The organism is Sphingomonas benefaciens (genome assembly GCF_052907485.1).
This window is the reverse complement of sequence record NZ_JBREIC010000007.1, coordinates 109,238-123,217: the sequence shown is the minus strand read 5'-3', so window position 1 is coordinate 123,217 and position 13,980 is coordinate 109,238. Positions and strand designations below refer to the sequence as shown.

21 protein-coding genes are annotated in these 13,980 nt (G+C 64.1%); 5 read left to right on the top strand and 16 right to left on the bottom strand.

The window, feature by feature from the left end; genetic code table 11:
- Nucleotides 1-56: 56 nt before the first annotated feature.
- The 5 genes from ACU5AX_RS18740 to ACU5AX_RS18720 all read left to right on the top strand — a co-directional run bounded on the left by ACU5AX_RS18740 (nucleotide 57) and on the right by ACU5AX_RS18720 (nucleotide 2,353).
- Nucleotides 57-452 (top strand): limonene-1,2-epoxide hydrolase family protein, encoded by a 396-nt coding sequence (locus ACU5AX_RS18740; protein ID WP_446692071.1) that lies wholly within the window; start codon nucleotides 57-59, stop codon nucleotides 450-452.
- Nucleotides 453-591: 139 nt separating this feature from the next.
- Nucleotides 592-867, top strand: a complete 276-nt coding sequence (locus tag ACU5AX_RS18735) for a metal/formaldehyde-sensitive transcriptional repressor (RefSeq protein WP_446692070.1) — start codon at nucleotides 592-594, stop codon at nucleotides 865-867.
- A gap of 8 nt (nucleotides 868-875) precedes the next feature.
- Complete coding sequence (gene dmeF, locus ACU5AX_RS18730; RefSeq protein WP_446692069.1) at nucleotides 876-1,805, top strand: CDF family Co(II)/Ni(II) efflux transporter DmeF; 930 nt, start codon at nucleotides 876-878, stop codon at nucleotides 1,803-1,805.
- Between the two features lie 3 nt (nucleotides 1,806-1,808).
- Nucleotides 1,809-1,991, top strand: a complete 183-nt coding sequence (locus ACU5AX_RS18725; RefSeq protein ID WP_446692068.1) for a DUF1289 domain-containing protein — start codon at nucleotides 1,809-1,811, stop codon at nucleotides 1,989-1,991.
- Nucleotides 1,992-2,002: 11 nt separating this feature from the next.
- Nucleotides 2,003-2,353 (top strand): DUF3147 family protein, encoded by a 351-nt coding sequence (locus ACU5AX_RS18720; RefSeq protein ID WP_446692067.1) that lies wholly within the window; start codon nucleotides 2,003-2,005, stop codon nucleotides 2,351-2,353.
- 342 nt (nucleotides 2,354-2,695) lie between these two features.
- Here the strand turns inward: ACU5AX_RS18720 and ACU5AX_RS18715 are convergent, their stop codons facing one another.
- The 16 genes from ACU5AX_RS18715 to ACU5AX_RS18640 form a co-directional block, all read right to left on the bottom strand.
- Complete coding sequence (locus tag ACU5AX_RS18715) at nucleotides 2,696-2,968, bottom strand: DUF5983 family protein (RefSeq protein ID WP_446692066.1); 273 nt, start codon at nucleotides 2,966-2,968, stop codon at nucleotides 2,696-2,698.
- A gap of 18 nt (nucleotides 2,969-2,986) precedes the next feature.
- Nucleotides 2,987-3,913, bottom strand: a complete 927-nt coding sequence (locus ACU5AX_RS18710; RefSeq protein WP_446692065.1) for a hypothetical protein — start codon at nucleotides 3,911-3,913, stop codon at nucleotides 2,987-2,989.
- A 1-nt stretch (nucleotide 3,914) separates the two neighbouring features.
- Entirely contained in the window at nucleotides 3,915-5,582 is a 1,668-nt protein-coding gene (locus ACU5AX_RS18705) for an ATP-binding protein (protein WP_446692064.1), read from the bottom strand.
- Nucleotides 5,583-5,689: 107 nt separating this feature from the next.
- Nucleotides 5,690-7,006, bottom strand: coding sequence for a hypothetical protein (locus ACU5AX_RS18700; RefSeq protein ID WP_446692063.1), 1,317 nt, complete (start codon nucleotides 7,004-7,006; stop codon nucleotides 5,690-5,692).
- A gap of 84 nt (nucleotides 7,007-7,090) precedes the next feature.
- The gene (locus ACU5AX_RS18695; protein WP_446692062.1) at nucleotides 7,091-8,410 is read right to left on the bottom strand and encodes a hypothetical protein; all 1,320 of its coding nucleotides are present in this window, start codon (nucleotides 8,408-8,410) and stop codon (nucleotides 7,091-7,093) included.
- Between the two features lie 43 nt (nucleotides 8,411-8,453).
- Nucleotides 8,454-8,954 (bottom strand): hypothetical protein, encoded by a 501-nt coding sequence (locus ACU5AX_RS18690; RefSeq protein ID WP_446692061.1) that lies wholly within the window; start codon nucleotides 8,952-8,954, stop codon nucleotides 8,454-8,456.
- A gap of 45 nt (nucleotides 8,955-8,999) precedes the next feature.
- Nucleotides 9,000-9,266 (bottom strand): hypothetical protein, encoded by a 267-nt coding sequence (locus tag ACU5AX_RS18685; protein ID WP_446692060.1) that lies wholly within the window; start codon nucleotides 9,264-9,266, stop codon nucleotides 9,000-9,002.
- 45 nt (nucleotides 9,267-9,311) lie between these two features.
- Nucleotides 9,312-9,527 carry a hypothetical protein gene (locus tag ACU5AX_RS18680; RefSeq protein WP_446692059.1) on the bottom strand — a complete coding sequence of 72 codons (216 nt, stop codon included), beginning with the start codon at nucleotides 9,525-9,527 and terminating at the stop codon, nucleotides 9,312-9,314.
- Between the two features lie 167 nt (nucleotides 9,528-9,694).
- Nucleotides 9,695-10,366, bottom strand: a complete 672-nt coding sequence (locus tag ACU5AX_RS18675) for a hypothetical protein (RefSeq protein ID WP_446692058.1) — start codon at nucleotides 10,364-10,366, stop codon at nucleotides 9,695-9,697.
- A 13-nt stretch (nucleotides 10,367-10,379) separates the two neighbouring features.
- On the bottom strand, nucleotides 10,380-10,697 hold the full coding sequence (locus tag ACU5AX_RS18670) for a hypothetical protein (protein WP_446692057.1): 318 nt from the start codon (nucleotides 10,695-10,697) through the stop codon (nucleotides 10,380-10,382).
- 17 nt (nucleotides 10,698-10,714) lie between these two features.
- On the bottom strand, nucleotides 10,715-11,011 hold the full coding sequence (locus ACU5AX_RS18665; protein ID WP_446692056.1) for a hypothetical protein: 297 nt from the start codon (nucleotides 11,009-11,011) through the stop codon (nucleotides 10,715-10,717).
- A 10-nt stretch (nucleotides 11,012-11,021) separates the two neighbouring features.
- Nucleotides 11,022-11,666, bottom strand: a complete 645-nt coding sequence (locus ACU5AX_RS18660; RefSeq protein ID WP_446692055.1) for a hypothetical protein — start codon at nucleotides 11,664-11,666, stop codon at nucleotides 11,022-11,024.
- A 219-nt stretch (nucleotides 11,667-11,885) separates the two neighbouring features.
- Nucleotides 11,886-12,491 carry a DUF7007 domain-containing protein gene (locus tag ACU5AX_RS18655; RefSeq protein ID WP_446692054.1) on the bottom strand — a complete coding sequence of 202 codons (606 nt, stop codon included), beginning with the start codon at nucleotides 12,489-12,491 and terminating at the stop codon, nucleotides 11,886-11,888.
- A gap of 126 nt (nucleotides 12,492-12,617) precedes the next feature.
- The gene (locus ACU5AX_RS18650; RefSeq protein ID WP_446692053.1) at nucleotides 12,618-13,136 is read right to left on the bottom strand and encodes a thermonuclease family protein; all 519 of its coding nucleotides are present in this window, start codon (nucleotides 13,134-13,136) and stop codon (nucleotides 12,618-12,620) included.
- On the bottom strand, nucleotides 13,127-13,312 hold the full coding sequence (locus tag ACU5AX_RS18645; protein WP_446692052.1) for a hypothetical protein: 186 nt from the start codon (nucleotides 13,310-13,312) through the stop codon (nucleotides 13,127-13,129). The genes ACU5AX_RS18650 and ACU5AX_RS18645 overlap by 10 nt, the downstream gene beginning before the upstream one ends.
- Nucleotides 13,313-13,323: 11 nt before the next feature.
- Nucleotides 13,324-13,947, bottom strand: coding sequence for a DUF6927 domain-containing protein (locus tag ACU5AX_RS18640; RefSeq protein ID WP_446692051.1), 624 nt, complete (start codon nucleotides 13,945-13,947; stop codon nucleotides 13,324-13,326).
- Nucleotides 13,948-13,980: the final 33 nt, after the last annotated feature.

Here is a 13,980-nt window from a genome sequence, read left to right as displayed (position 1 = left end):
GGTCGATCACATTCGAATCGCTACCTTAAACAACCAGTCAAATAAGGGAGTATAGCATGCCAACTCCGATCGAGATCGTGACGGCCTTCTGCGAGACATGCTCACAGGATCACGGCAGAACCGCCATTCGACGGTGGTTCACGCCCGAAACCGTCTGGGTGAACGAAGGCGTCGGCTCGACCACCGGTCCCGATGAGGCGATCGATCTGATCGAAGCCTCAGAAAAACGGACCGGCGTCACCGCAGTCCACTTCGACATGCTCGCCATCGCCGCTGACGGCAATCGGGTGTTGACCGAACGTCTGGACCGCTTCGAGCGTGCCGACGGAACTGAAGTAGCTCGCGCCAAGGTCATGGGCATCTTCGAAGTCGAGGGGGAGCGTATTGTCGCCTGGCGAGATTACTTCGATGTCGGGCTTCTCGCGCGACTGGCAGGCTCGGCGAAGCTGTAAGGTTACGCAACCGGCGACAGTCAGTCGTCGGTAGAACGCTCATATGAGACGGCCGCAGGCCTCGTACGGCACCTGATTTTGGAGGCAAATGGCTTGCCTCATTGCACTTTGAGGACAAATAGGGGTAGGGGGTACTCCTATGTCACATCTTACTGGAACGAACGCCGACCTTGTTGCGCGCATTCGACGCATCGCGGGGCAGGTAAACGCAGTGGAACGGGAGCTTTCAGCTGACGCCTCATGCACGAAAGTGCTGCACCTCGTTGCAGCCGTTCGTGGCGCGGTGAACGGCTTGATGGACGAGATCATCGCCGAGCATTTAGAGGCGCACGTCGCGCGTCCCGGCTTGAGCGATGAGGAACGTGCGGAGGGAGCTGACGAGCTGTTGGCGGTGATCCGCCGCTACTCGAAGTAGGTCTGCCGATGGCTACCGTGTCCAAATTCGACGCTCACACCCACGAGCATGTCTTCCTTGGCGCAGCGCACGACGAGAATGCCCGGCGCACGCGCTGGGTCGTTGGGCTCACCGCCGTGATGATGATCGGCGAGATCATCGCCGGCTACGTGACCGGCTCGATGGCGCTGCTGGCCGATGGCTTTCACATGGCGACGCACGCGGGTGCACTGACCGTGGCGGCGCTCGCCTATTCCTACGCTAAGCGCCATGCCCGTAACCCCTCTTACAGCTTTGGCACCGGCAAGGTCGGCGATCTTGCCGGGTTCGCGTCGGCGATGGTGCTGGGCCTGATATCTCTTGCGATCGGCGTCGAGTCCGTCGCCCGACTTTTCCAGCCCATCACCGTCGCGTTCGGGGAGGCGACCTGGATCGCGGCGATCGGCCTTCTCGTGAACATCGCCTCCGCCTTGCTGCTCTCGGGCGGGCACGGACACGATCATGGGCATCATCACGAAGACAGGCACCACCATGGGCATGGCCATGGTGGCGACAACAATCTGCGCTCGGCGTACATTCACGTCCTAGCCGATGCCCTGACTTCTGTGCTTGCCATCGCCGCGCTCGTAGCGGGCCGGTATCTGGGCTGGGTCTGGATGGACCCGGTCATGGGGATCGTCGGGGCGATCGTCATTGCGCGCTGGTCGTGGACGCTGATGCGCGACACATCCGCCATCCTGCTTGACCGGACTGACGATCATGTCGCCGACGAGATCCGCGAGCTGGTCGAGACGCCCGGAGACGCGCGGATCACCGATCTCCACGTTTGGCGCGTTGGACCGGAAGCCCATGCCGCCATCGTCAGCGTCATCGGTGAGGGTAATGTGACGCGCGACCTGATCGAACGCCGGCTCGCCCCGGTGCACGAACTCGCCCACCTGACCATCGAGCGGCGCTGAGCCATGAAGTCGCCGTGCGTCGAATTATGCGGTTTCGATGGTCGCAGTGGCTGGTGCCGGGGGTGCGGCCGATCGCGTGAGGAGGTGCGGCGCTGGCGCAATCTGCGCCCTGGCGATGCCCGCCGCGTGCTCGACGAGCTGCCGCGCCGACTGATGAAACTGGCGCAAACCGACGCGCCGACTTAGGGAAGCAGGCGATGATCTTTCTGACCGTCAAGGCAGCGATCTCCGGGATACTCATCGCCGCCGCTTCCGAACTGGCGAAGCGCTTCCCCGGTTTTGGCGCGCTGATCGCGTCGCTGCCCCTCGTATCGGTGCTGGGCATGATCTGGCTGTGGAACGCCAAGCCCGACGCAGAGAACATGGCTGCGCACTCTGCGGCGACGTTCTGGTATGTCCTGCCTTCGCTACCGATGTTTCTCGTCATCCCCGTGATGCTGCGCCACGGCCTGCCTTTCTCGCTAGCGTTGGGATTGGGGTGTCTGCTGACGATCGTACTCTATTCCACAATGACGTTCATCGGACCAAAGTTCGGCCTCCGGCTATAATGGCAACGGCGGGGCCGATCCCGCACAGATGACCCCCGAGAATGGACGGCGTTCTAAACTCCCGGCATCTTCCCGATCGGGAACGATCATCGAGACGGCCGGAGCGTGGGGCAGCCCGCGACCGTAGTGACCGACCGGCTTTCCCAAAACCTGTTCCCGAATGCGTTTTCCCGAAACTGCCCGTTGGACATGGAGAAACGGGACGCTCCGCAAACGACGGTATGCGTGACGGAGCGCCTGTCCAGCGTGATCCACATCAAGCGGTGTCACCTAACCCGTCATGCGATCTATGCGCCTTAATCGGTCCGGCTCGGGGCGGAATGACACGCTAACGCCGGACCCTTAGCGTACGATTTTGACCATCCTCTCACCGGACCCCCAGAAGGCCGATTTCGTGCGCGCGAGGGCCATGCAGGCTGCGAGGTCGACCGGGAGCGTCTCGTCGACATCCTCGGGCACGTAGATGAACCACCCATACTCGCCCTTCTCCCAAGCGGGGCCGGAATAGGTCGGCAGGAAGGTGTTGCAGGTTTCCTGCGTGATGTGAGCGGTCGACAGAACGAGCATCGGCTCGATCGCCGGATCTATCGGCCGCGCATCCTGCTTGTCGGTCATGGTGTCCTCCGTGAATGGTCAGGCCGCGATCGGCGCGTGCCGGGCGAACAGCCCTGCGTTGAAGCGCTCGAGCCAGCTCTGCATGGTTGGGCGCTCGCCAACGGGCACGAGCGCGGCGACGTCTTGAAACCGGATCAGATCGAGCGGCGCGTCGCGCCATATGCGGTCTATTTCCCGGCTCGGGAGGAGCCCTTCCGCCCGAATGAAGTCGGTCATCCGGCCTGGGCGCGCTTTGGTCGAGCGGCGCCATAGCCCCTCCACGGTGTGGAGCCTCGGTGCCGCTCTAGCTTCGACCAAGACGATCAGCCGAAGGCACCAACGAGGAAGGTCGCGGATCTCCTCAGCCTTGTTTGCGATGCAAAGCCAGCAGGCCGATTTCGGGGGTACTGGAAGACCTTCGGCGATGATCCGCCTGACGCAGGCATCGCGGTCCCAGCCCCATTCCCGCAGCGGCGACTGACAGTCATAGAGCGGATCCTCGATCGACAGCGCGTGGTTCGCGCGGAGCGTGTCCCGGGGGCCTGCGTCATAGCCTATGAGACGCGTCACGCGCTGCCCGCGAGCCCAGGCGTCGATCGCCGGTTGCCAGTTGGCGAGGAAGGCATCCTGCGGCGCCTTCTTGTATTTGAGGCTGCAGCTCGAACCGCCGAGGCTCTTGCTCGGCAGCGTGGCGTTGGTCAGGCACATTTCCAGCAGGCCGTAGTAGGGCGGCCAGTGTTTGAACCGTTTCGGAGTGTACGAAACCAGTTCATGCCTGATGCCATGCCCGTCCATCCAAGGACGGATTACGTCGAGATAGGCGTATGTTGCCGGTTTCTCGACGCCTGTGTCGGCGCTTAGAACAAGGTCCGGCGCCTGACCTCGCGCTACGAGCTCGACCAGGAGCGCGGTGCTGTCGACCCCGATGCCATAGGCCAAGACGACGGGGGGCGGGGGCAAATCCATCTTAGCCTGCCTCCGGCAGGCGCTCGGCAATTGTGACCGATACGCCTGCCGAGGTCATGGTGACGGTCACCAAGCGATCCGCCGGCACGTCGACCGGGTAGTCGCGGAAGAGCGTGCGAATGTGTGCCTCGAGGGCAGCATCCGTCCCCTCAAGGAGCGCCAGAACCCGGTCGCTGGCGTCGCGCCTGAACCGCTCCTCCTGCGTTTCATAGCTGTCGGCGCAGCTGTCGGAGCTCGGTTCGAAGGCAGCGCGCTGGAGGAGCGAGATAACGTCCCGGGCCGGCAGCTCCGCACCGCGTCGGACGAAGATCACAACGTCGTCGACTTCGGTCGAAAGATCAAAATCCGGACCAAAGGCGACATCGGCGTCGCAGGCGACCGTCGTGACCGCGTCGCCGTGGACGACGGTCGCTTCGAGCGTCAGCTGCTCGACATAGCCGTTGTCGACGTCCGAAGGTGCCCCCTCCTCGTCGCTAATGTGGAAGGTGCGGCCCTCCTGCTCGATCGTAAAACCGAGCGTCTGAACGCGCGCGAGCCCGTCGTACCAGCGATAGCCGGCAAACGCGGGCTCAGCGAACACAAGCGGACCGGCAAATGGCTTATGCTGCTGGATGGCAAGCTCGGCAGGCTGCGCCACGATGGCGGGCACGTCCGGCATGATTATCATCGCGGCATCGCTGAAGCTGCTGCCGGTCATATAGCTTTCGCCGGGAGCGGCGTGCGGAGCGCACCACCCATGGAGACGGCATGCGGCCTCAGGCAGCGCTACGCCGAGCCTGCGTGCTTCTAGCCAGTCCTTATGCGACAGCCGATGCGCCCCCTCCAAAGCGATAGCACCGTAGATCGCCTTGCTCGCGGCCTCGCGCAGCGCCGTAACCGCGTCGTTCTGAACGACTTCCTTGCGGGCCGGCAGCACGAGTTGGATCGCCGGGCAGTCGACGATGTCGACCAGCACCGTCCATTCCTCGCCACGGCCGACCTGCTGCACGGCCGGCATCCGGCACGGGATCGTCAGGCCATGGAAGTTGAGGCGATCCGCGCCGCCCCGGCGATTGTGCTCCTTCACCACGCCGATGCGGCACCCGTTCCAGCGCTCCTCGTAGATGGCCCCGTCCAGCCACGGCGTCTGCTCGAGGCTTTCGCCGTCGAAGGTCACGGGTAGAGGGTAGTGACGCGCAACATGGCTCAGCGCCGGCAGGACCTCGTCCTCCCACGCGGAGTCCATGCGTATGCTGATCGCGGTTCCCCGCCCGATGGGATCCGGTGAGATCGCGATCGGCCGGCTGCTCTCCCACGCTGAAGCCGGGATGTGGGCACACCAGCCTTGGTGGGCGGCCTGGGACCACGAACGGATGATAACATCCCTACCGGCAAGGCTGAAGACGCCCATGCCGGCGGGGTCTTCCCGGCGAGCGATCGTGTCACTCCACCCGGAGCGGCCGAGCGTGACGATGCTTGCCGGATCAGCGATGCCGTGACCATCGTCAACGATGTGCAGCAGTCGATCGCCCGCGCGGCCGATGGTGGATACGGCGACCGCGCTCGCGCCAGCTCGGCGCGCGTTCTGCAGCAGCTCATGCAGGATGTCGTTGACCGAGCCGTTGAACAGCCGGGTGACTTTGTTGATGGTCTCGGGCGCGACACTGGTGGAGATCGTGGCGGGAAGCATGGCGGATCCTTCGGAGCCGTGCGAGGGCAATTCCCCGCATCCGCCATCACCCTCCCTCTCCCCTTTTTGCCCCTGCGGCACCGGGATGCGCCGCAGAGGCGGACCGCTCACGGCCGCTGGGGCGCTGTCCGTAGCTTGTCTCGTGCGCCTGCCAGCTGCCGGATGCTCTCTGCTAGAAATAGACCCTCGGATGACGCTTCGGCGGTCGTCGCCGCGCGTTGTCTCAGGACCTCGAGGCGACGCTCGATCGCATCGATAGTGACGGTGACCTCCTGCTCCGAAAAGGCGATCTCCCTGGGTGGCAGAGGAAAGCGGCTTGTCCCGTCGCTCACGGGCGAGGACCGGCTCTCCTTCGCCTCGCCGGAGGCGAACACGCTCCAGAGGTGCGCTTCAGCGTCGAACAGCTTGTCGAAAGCGTGGCTCGTGTTGCTGACGTTGACGATCCACTGTCGCAGATCCCGCTCCATGAAGCCGGGCTCGTAAACCCGCCCCGGCGTGTCGCCATCGTCATCATGGGCCAGCTCCATGCCAGCGGCGCGAAGGCCGTCGACTGCGCGCCCCGTCAGGCGCCAAGCGTCGAAGCGTGCCCCCTCCTCGGAGGCAGTGAGGTAGCAGCGGGTGGCGATGTCCCACGCAGCATTTACCCGCTCGAGGTCGTCCTCGAAGCGCTCCCGCTCGCCACCCGGGAGCAGGGCATTACCGCGTTCCGCCTCCCATGCCTCAAGCATGAGGATGTTGGTGTCCATAAAGTCGTGCGACGCGCAGACATTGTCCGGCGTGGTCCGATTTCGCAGCCTAGTCTCCTGCCATTCCTCGGCGGTCATCTCATATGCGACCCGCCTGGCGAGGCTGCAGGCAAGCGCCTCGACGGACGCGTGCGTCAGCACAGCGTCGTAGTCGTCGCCCGCGTAGATCACGGTCAGCTCGCCGACGGCGTCACGTCGGCTGAAGGTGAATCTCGAACTTTCGGGAACGTCGCGTTTTGCTGGATCCGCGTAGTCGATCCATATCTGAGCAGCCTCGCCCATCGGGCCGACGCACGGGCCGAAACTCGGCGCTGCCTCATGCCGCCAGCTCATCTCCGACCAAGTTGCCGGGATCGGCATCATGGTTGCGAGCGGGTAGTCAGGGAAGAGCCACGGCCATTTCGCGTCGACGGCGCTGGTCGTATAGCCGTGACTGATCGAGACCATGCTGCTGTCGCTGGTCATGCCACGATATTCGGCGATGCGCTCGGCGTCGCCATCGGCACCTGCGATCAGCTCGCGCAGCACGTAGGGCCAGATGCCGATACCCACGGACACGTTGAGGAAGCCGTTCCATGTCGTATCGTCGGTATAGCCAGGGAAGGTCGGGCCTTCGCCGAACGACCATAGGACGGGACGCATCAGATGGTGCGGAGGGGTATGCTGAGGGTCGGACAAGGGAGTTGCTCCTGACCGGCTAATTCCGGTGCGCGCTCCCCCGCCCCCTCCCCTCCATGGCCTCGGGCTGCTTGGACGCTCTGGCTATGCGGCGTCGCGTACCGACAGCGCCATCAGCGGCGTTGCTGCACCGAACCGTCGGAGCGTTGCCGCCATCTCAGAGCGCAGCTTAGCTTTGCTCGAGACGACGACGTCATGGGGGAGCGGAATGCCGTCCGCGCCCGCATAGCCGGTCGCAGGCCGATCATCGCCGACATAGACCCGGATCAGATGCCCTCGGCCGGGTGCCGCGCCGATATGTCGGGCGGTAAACTCGCCGAGCTTGCCCGTCAGGCCATGGATCAGCTTGCCCCAGCGGATGTGCCCTGCGGCCATGTTCTCGTCCGCGCCGTAACCGCGATCCAGCCACGCCCGCAGGTGCGCGCGCTGCTGCAGTTTGGTGTTCCGTGTCCGCTCCATGCTCCGGCACAGCGGCAGGGCTCCGGCAACAGCGTCGAGGAGGTGAAGGTCGTCCCCCTGCAGAGCGACCAGGACGTCGTCGATCTCCCGGCTTATAAGCGCGGCTCGGAGTTGGGCGGCCGCATCAGCGTGGCTGACCTGCCGTCGACCGTGTCGCATTGCCTGATGCACGAAGCGCTCGATCGTGGCGAAGCCGTCGTTGCTGAGGACGATGATCGCCATCTCGTCTGCGCCCTGTCGCTCGCGGATGATCCGCAGGAAGTCCCATTTGGCGCGCTCGGGCGCCTCAAGAGCCACGTCCTCGTCGCTCAGAATGATGAGGCGGCGCGACCAACGGGCGGGCCGGGCTTCGTCGCCCGGCTTCGGCCAGCTGCTCGGTAGCGGGCGTGCGGAAGCGACCGGCGATGCTGGGGGCGGCAAATTGCTTTGACGCAGCTGCGCGAGATTGGTCCGTCGCGCTGCATCGAACAGGTCGGTTCGATCACCGCCACCATCGGTGAAGCCCTGATCGTAGGCCGCGCGTCGGACGTGCAGCGGCGCGTTACTCGGGATGCCGTCCGGATAGCTGTGTGGCCATCCGACATGGGCCGCATACCATCCGTCAGCGTAGCGGTTGGCAACGTCCCAGTCGTAGCCATGAGCGTCGCGACCGCGCAGAATGGCGAGATCGCGATCGTTCACCTTGGCCTCGCGTGCCTGGTTCTCGAGGAAGGCGAAGTTTCGCGCCTGACGCTCCGCCTCGGCTTGCACCCGCATCGCCTCGAAGATGGGCCTGGTGGCGATCACGCGTGCACGGCTGCGGGCCTGACGGTCGGCAAGGGGGGCGTCGTGCGGAAGATCCGGGAAGTCCCGCCACGATGCAGCGAGCGCCTCGGCCTGTTCCGGCGTCCGACCGCGCGCCAACCATGTGCGAGGATCCGATGAATTGAAATCGTCGACGATCATGACACCCTCCGTGTCGTGGCACCCGCAGGCGCGGCCGATTGGCTCAAGCTGCCGCCCATCGGGCACGGGCGAGTGCCGCTTCTTCGGGGAAGGCTGACGCAAGGTTTGTGTGGAGCACCTCAAAATCCGGGATCGGGAATGTCCCGTCCTCATTCGGGCGTGTCGTCTGCAGAGCGCCGATCAGCAGCTCGGTAACGTCGAGCTGATGGATCGTGCCGACGCTGCCCTCATAGGTGATGGGCGGCGAAAAACCGGCTTCCAGCCAGCTGCCGAGGCCGTTCTCGACCAGGTCGACATAGGCCCCTACCTGTTCGTCTTCCTCATCGTCGATGCGGAGGGAGAGCGTGCGATAGGTGCCGAAATCGTGGCGGTTGGCGAGAGGCTTCAGGCGGCAACCCGCGGGAGGCTCCCCGAACCGCGCGATGATCGCCAGTTTATAGGCGAAAACCTCGTGGGCATTGACGGTATCGAAGTCTGGCGTCTGCCCAAGCTGGGCGCAGTCCTCGTTGGCGGGCGCTCCGCCCAGGTCGATGATGTTGGACATGAGAGGTTCTCCGTTGATCCACCCGGATCAACAGCCCTTCCCCTCTTACCTTTGGCTTGGGTCGGCCCGTCCCGCTACAAAGGCGGCGATCCCCGCCATGCCGATCAGGAACGAGCTTCCTGACGCCAACCACCACGTCACCGGCCCTTGGTACGCGGTATACAGCGCGAGCGCCGCCACGTTCGTGACCAGGAAGAATAGCAGGAGGTTCTTGATCGACTTTCCGGCTTGTGCGCTCAAGGGAAGTATAGCTGCGCCGGCAAGCAGGACAGGGAGGCAGCCCCAGATCATGGATTCTGCTGACGCGAACATAGGTCTCAGCCTATCATGCCTCGTCCGTCGCCGCCACAACGGGCATCAGCGACTGCGATGCTCGGCATAGGCTCGTTGCTGCCCCTTTCCCGCTGCCATCATCAGCGAGATGGCGACGACCTGCGCGGTCACGGCCTCCAGCAATCCGCCGTCATCAAGGATTATCGACACGACGGCGAAAGCCAGTGCGCCGGTCGTAGGCGCGAGTACGTGGATCACGCTGGTCGCCCGTAGCTCGTGACAGATCACGAAATAGGCCATGGCGAAGGTCCAAAGGACACAGACTACCAATGTCATCCAGGCGATGTTGCCAAGGTACATAGGGGGCATAACTGCTCCAATTTGGCTGGCGCGCCGTGGGAAGCCTGCGCGCCGGTCATGACAACCAATCGAGCTATCGATCGATTGCCAGAACAGATGCTGACTTTCTAGCGATCGTCACCGGGGTGTCGAGCCTCGATGAAGCGAGCCTGTACCTCAAGTCGCTCCCGGCCCAAGGCTTCGCAACCTTCGATCAGGCGCTCGACGGTATCGCTGATCCGATTGAGCATGCCGGCATAGTCTGCGTCCAACGCATCAGCTTTCTCGGACGTTGGCGACACCGTCGAGCGTGCTTCACGGTGAGCGATCCGGACGTCAGGTACGTGGTTCGCTTCAATACGCTCAAACTCGATGGTTGCCTCGGGCAGCACCATATTCTCCGGGATCGACCGGAACTGGGCGCTCAGAGCGTTCAAGCGCGCTTCGGCCGCTCGCGCGGCCTCACTCATCGGTAACGTCGGGATGCGCTTGGGCTTCTCACCCTCTGCGGCGGTTGAGCTCCTGGATTCTACACCGAAGTTGCCGGTCATGTAGGCCATTCCGGCGACGGTGATCCCAACCATGCACAAGGCGTTCCCGATCGGCCCCTGTACCATGTCGACGATCCGGTAGAGCTGCTCGAACGGCAGCGATGAATTGCCCTCGGTAAGAGGTTCGCCATCGATCAGGACACCGATCATCCACGACGCTGATCTGAGCACGATCACGAACAAAAGGATGGTCAAGGCCATGCTTGCCCCGCTCGGTCCGGGCCTCGTGTTGTTGCTGTTCGGATCCATGACCAGATCCTCCTTAGAAACTGCCGTCACGACGGAATCGTCGCGCAGCGGCTTGGGCGGGGCCATCGGTTTGACCGAGCGTCTTCATCCGGTCCGTTTCCAGCGTCGCGCCGAGATCGCTCGGCAGGTCGGCGTAGTCGGCGGCTACCTCGAGGGCTGCAGCCGCGGTCGGGAGCTCGCCGTCGTCGGTGCCTTGCCATGCGACAATCTGGCTTTCGCCTTTGAGCGTCGGATGCGGCCGCGAGACCTGGACGAAGAACGTGGCCAGCGGACGATCCCATCCCACGGCGACCGTGGTACCGGCGTGACCGGCGAAGGTATGACGGCTCATTGTCTAAGCTCCTTCTCTCAGGCGGCCAGCGTGTTCCACTCAGCGTGCCAAGGGCGGGGATGCGGCGCAAAGCGGAGAGCGCCAAGCGTCGGGGCGTGGCTGTCCACCCGATCGATCAGCCAGTCGATGTAGCGCAAGCCGACGGCAAGGTCCTCGTCCAGCAGCTCATCGAGCATGGACGACTGGCGGGCCTGCGCGTCAGTCATCATCGACCAGTCGAGGGCGTCGAGGAAGCGCTCCCGGCGCTCGATGAACCGAGCGATATTTGCAACCTCGGCTCGCGCGATAGCTAGGGCATCTATGATTTTCATCATTTAGAGCTCCTCAAGCGGCGATCAGGCTTGGTTCGGAGACGCCGGCCGGGGCGGGCCGAAGGCGCAGCTCGCGCGTCAGGCGCTCGGCAAATCGCCCGGGCCGCAGCAGATCGGCCATGCTGGCATTCCGGTTCGTCTGGTCGACGTGGGGGGCAACGGGCCGATAAGAGACCTCGCGTCCCTCGAAGCGTCGCCCGACTCGCACCATGACGGCGACCTCGGCCGCGGCGAGCAGGACATAACCGGATTCCGAAATCTCGCCTTGGGTCGAGGCGATAGTGTAGCTCCCCTCAACGAGCGCGAGCGCCGATGCGAGATCCCGCATCGCGGCCGTCGCGTCCTCGTGAAAGCGTTCCTTGGCGGCCTGGTCGTATTCGACGCCCCGGATCGAAAGGGCCAGCAGCGCCGGGTAGCGCTTGAGCGATTGCAGCCGCTTATCGCACGCGTGACGGAGTACCGAGCGCGGCGCCCGATTGGTTGACACGGTCGCCATGTGGCGTGCGAGCAGCACCATCGCGGGATCCGTGTTGGGGTCGACGCCTGCGTTGCGGCAATCATCCAGCGCCTTGGTCATCGCCTGGAGCGTTATGGCGATCGTGGTAAGCGCAGCGGGATCCACCGCCTGTTGGTGGCGATAAGGCACATCGTAGAACATCGACGCCGTCTCCAGTTAAGGTCGAGCGCGAATTTCACGCCCAACCGCTCACTCCCCCCTCTTCTCCCGCGGCTTCGGCTGCTTCCGGATCGTCAGCCCCTCAGGGCTGGGCGCACTGGCAATCGTCAGGACATGCCCCGCTTTGAACCCTCAGCGAGGGTTTGGCCGCTGGAAAGAAGTTGCCGATTTTCGGAAACTTCTTTCCAGCGACAGCGACCACTAGGCGATCACCTCGACGCCAATGGACTTGAAGGTGCTCCCGGTATCGCGAGGCTCGTAGCGGCTCGCGTCGACAAGCCCCTTCACGCTCGGTCCATCGTATTTGGCAAAGCCGAGATGATCGCATCCCGTGATGCGCTGTCCGACAACCCCGACCTTCCCGGCGGGAACCCAGTCGGCCCAATCACCCCACGCGGCTTGGACGCCGATCTCGCCGATCGCGGCCTCAAAGAGCGCAATCTTGCGCAGGACGTGGCTGTCACTCGGTTCGAGCACCTGCCCGGTGAAGCCGGAATAGTGCTTGGGCCGCCAGTGCCGTGCGGTCTGGTGAGCGAGGTCGCGCTCAAGGTCGAATAGCGGATCGCGCAACGCGGCAAACTCGGCCTCGAAGGCAAGGACTACCAGCGACCAGTCCACATCCTCCTCATAGTAGATGCTGTCGAGGCGCAGCGCCTCGGGCATGGCCGCCTGGCGTTCGTCGGACAGAACGAAGCCACCATGCGAGGCGGTGCTGACCCACCAGATACCGGGCAGGCGCTGTTCGGTGGTCTGCGGTGCGTCCCACAGGGTATGAACAGGGGCCGGGGTCGAGGCGAAAGCGGGCATGATCGTCTCCTTGATCGATGCTTTTCCCCGCCCCCTCCTCTCTATGCTCCGGTGGCTCTGCGCTCTTGGCGCATCAGGCTTGTGAGGTCGCACCTGTGCACAGGTGCACAGACGCACATGTGTGGACTAGCGACCGCGCGCCTCGCAAGAGAGCCGCTCGCCGCGTCGCCATTTCGATGGGTCGATGAAATACCCGGCATGTGCCCCGAGCCGCTGGCGCTCAGCCTTGTCATAGGCGGCGACATAGCGCTGCGCCCGCCCCGGGTCGCCTTTGAGGTAACTTGTTGCTGGCACCGCAAGCCCGGCTGCGATCATCGCTTCGCCCAGATCCTGTCCGCTCACCTCGACCGTTCCGATGGGGCGGCCGTAGCTCTGCTTGCCGGTTAACCGGATGGTCGAAGCGCCGGTCTTCAGCAGCTTCGAGGCGTAATCCTGCGCCGCCTTGCCGCAGGGCCAGCACCCCGACGTCGACCTGCATAACTGACGCTTCTCGAAGGCGTCCGCGCCGAAGAGGCGGATGTCGATCGACACCGTGTCACCATCGATGGCGCGGCCGTCTGCCGAGAGGGTGGTGTTCTGGTCTGCGCGCGGCGCCGCGGCGCTGCAGGCTGTCGCGACCAGAGCAGCGGCGAGGATCAGGCGCATTCACGCACCACGATGCTGTTGTCGCGCTCCGTCACGCGCCACGGCTGCAGTGGATCGTGACTGGCGACCACGACCGCATCAATGCCGTGTTCCATCATGCGCCGCGCGACGCGGAGCGCGTTGCCTCGGCTGCATAGCGTGCGCCGCAGCGCGGAGAGAGCGGCTGTGTCGTTCATAATAGCCTCCATCATGCCGTCATCGCAGGTGCCGGCGGTTTCGCGAAGATCGTGGCATGGACCTTTGTCTGAGGAACGACGATCCACGGCAGGTCGCGGAAATTCCGGATGTGATAGTGGCCGAACCCGTTCTCACTCCGAAAGGTGATGCGGCTGCCCCGCTTAACGACGAGGAACTCGCTGCCGACGTGGTTGTCGCTGAAGGTCAGCGGCTGAGGCAGTCGAACCCGCATACCGTCTTCAACGCGGCGCGCTCGCCGGCGAAGTCGCGCCAAGCAGCGTCGTCGCCAGTCTAGCGCGCACTCGTTGTTCGTCGGCGGGAGCAGGCGCAGGATTTTTTCAGGACAATCGTCCGAGCAGGGACCGGCATTCTCACCCATGTCCTTATAGGCGAAGATGTAGCCGTCCTTTGCATTCGGCGTCCATCGGACCTCACAAATCAGCGCGGTGATGGAGGTGGCGACACCGTTTTCGAGGATTTCGACAGCGGCATACCAAACGCGGTTTCCGACGCATGCGCTGTCGATCACGCGCGCACCGCGCGTGCCGCCACCATCGGCGTCGTTGGTGTAGGTGAATTGCGCGTCCAGATAGGCTTTGGGCGTGCTGTGGCGACCCATACGGCCGCGCGTCATTGAGAGCCATCCCATGGCGGGGTCTCCTGTGAT

Coding starts and splice junctions, on each gene's coding strand:
- ACU5AX_RS18740 (WP_446692071.1), top strand. CDS start 57: ATGCCAACTCCGATCGAGATCGTGACGGCCTTCTGCGAGACATGCTCA.
- ACU5AX_RS18735 (WP_446692070.1), top strand. CDS start 592: ATGTCACATCTTACTGGAACGAACGCCGACCTTGTTGCGCGCATTCGA.
- dmeF (WP_446692069.1), top strand. CDS start 876: ATGGCTACCGTGTCCAAATTCGACGCTCACACCCACGAGCATGTCTTC.
- ACU5AX_RS18725 (WP_446692068.1), top strand. CDS start 1,809: ATGAAGTCGCCGTGCGTCGAATTATGCGGTTTCGATGGTCGCAGTGGC.
- ACU5AX_RS18720 (WP_446692067.1), top strand. CDS start 2,003: ATGATCTTTCTGACCGTCAAGGCAGCGATCTCCGGGATACTCATCGCC.
- ACU5AX_RS18715 (WP_446692066.1), bottom strand. CDS start 2,968: ATGACCGACAAGCAGGATGCGCGGCCGATAGATCCGGCGATCGAGCCG.
- ACU5AX_RS18710 (WP_446692065.1), bottom strand. CDS start 3,913: ATGGATTTGCCCCCGCCCCCCGTCGTCTTGGCCTATGGCATCGGGGTC.
- ACU5AX_RS18705 (WP_446692064.1), bottom strand. CDS start 5,582: ATGCTTCCCGCCACGATCTCCACCAGTGTCGCGCCCGAGACCATCAAC.
- ACU5AX_RS18695 (WP_446692062.1), bottom strand. CDS start 8,410: ATGATCGTCGACGATTTCAATTCATCGGATCCTCGCACATGGTTGGCG.
- ACU5AX_RS18690 (WP_446692061.1), bottom strand. CDS start 8,954: ATGTCCAACATCATCGACCTGGGCGGAGCGCCCGCCAACGAGGACTGC.
- ACU5AX_RS18685 (WP_446692060.1), bottom strand. CDS start 9,266: ATGTTCGCGTCAGCAGAATCCATGATCTGGGGCTGCCTCCCTGTCCTG.
- ACU5AX_RS18680 (WP_446692059.1), bottom strand. CDS start 9,527: ATGGCCTATTTCGTGATCTGTCACGAGCTACGGGCGACCAGCGTGATC.
- ACU5AX_RS18675 (WP_446692058.1), bottom strand. CDS start 10,366: ATGGATCCGAACAGCAACAACACGAGGCCCGGACCGAGCGGGGCAAGC.
- ACU5AX_RS18670 (WP_446692057.1), bottom strand. CDS start 10,697: ATGAGCCGTCATACCTTCGCCGGTCACGCCGGTACCACGGTCGCCGTG.
- ACU5AX_RS18665 (WP_446692056.1), bottom strand. CDS start 11,011: ATGATGAAAATCATAGATGCCCTAGCTATCGCGCGAGCCGAGGTTGCA.
- ACU5AX_RS18660 (WP_446692055.1), bottom strand. CDS start 11,666: ATGTTCTACGATGTGCCTTATCGCCACCAACAGGCGGTGGATCCCGCT.
- ACU5AX_RS18655 (WP_446692054.1), bottom strand. CDS start 12,491: ATGCCCGCTTTCGCCTCGACCCCGGCCCCTGTTCATACCCTGTGGGAC.
- ACU5AX_RS18650 (WP_446692053.1), bottom strand. CDS start 13,136: ATGCGCCTGATCCTCGCCGCTGCTCTGGTCGCGACAGCCTGCAGCGCC.
- ACU5AX_RS18645 (WP_446692052.1), bottom strand. CDS start 13,312: ATGAACGACACAGCCGCTCTCTCCGCGCTGCGGCGCACGCTATGCAGC.
- ACU5AX_RS18640 (WP_446692051.1), bottom strand. CDS start 13,947: ATGACGCGCGGCCGTATGGGTCGCCACAGCACGCCCAAAGCCTATCTG.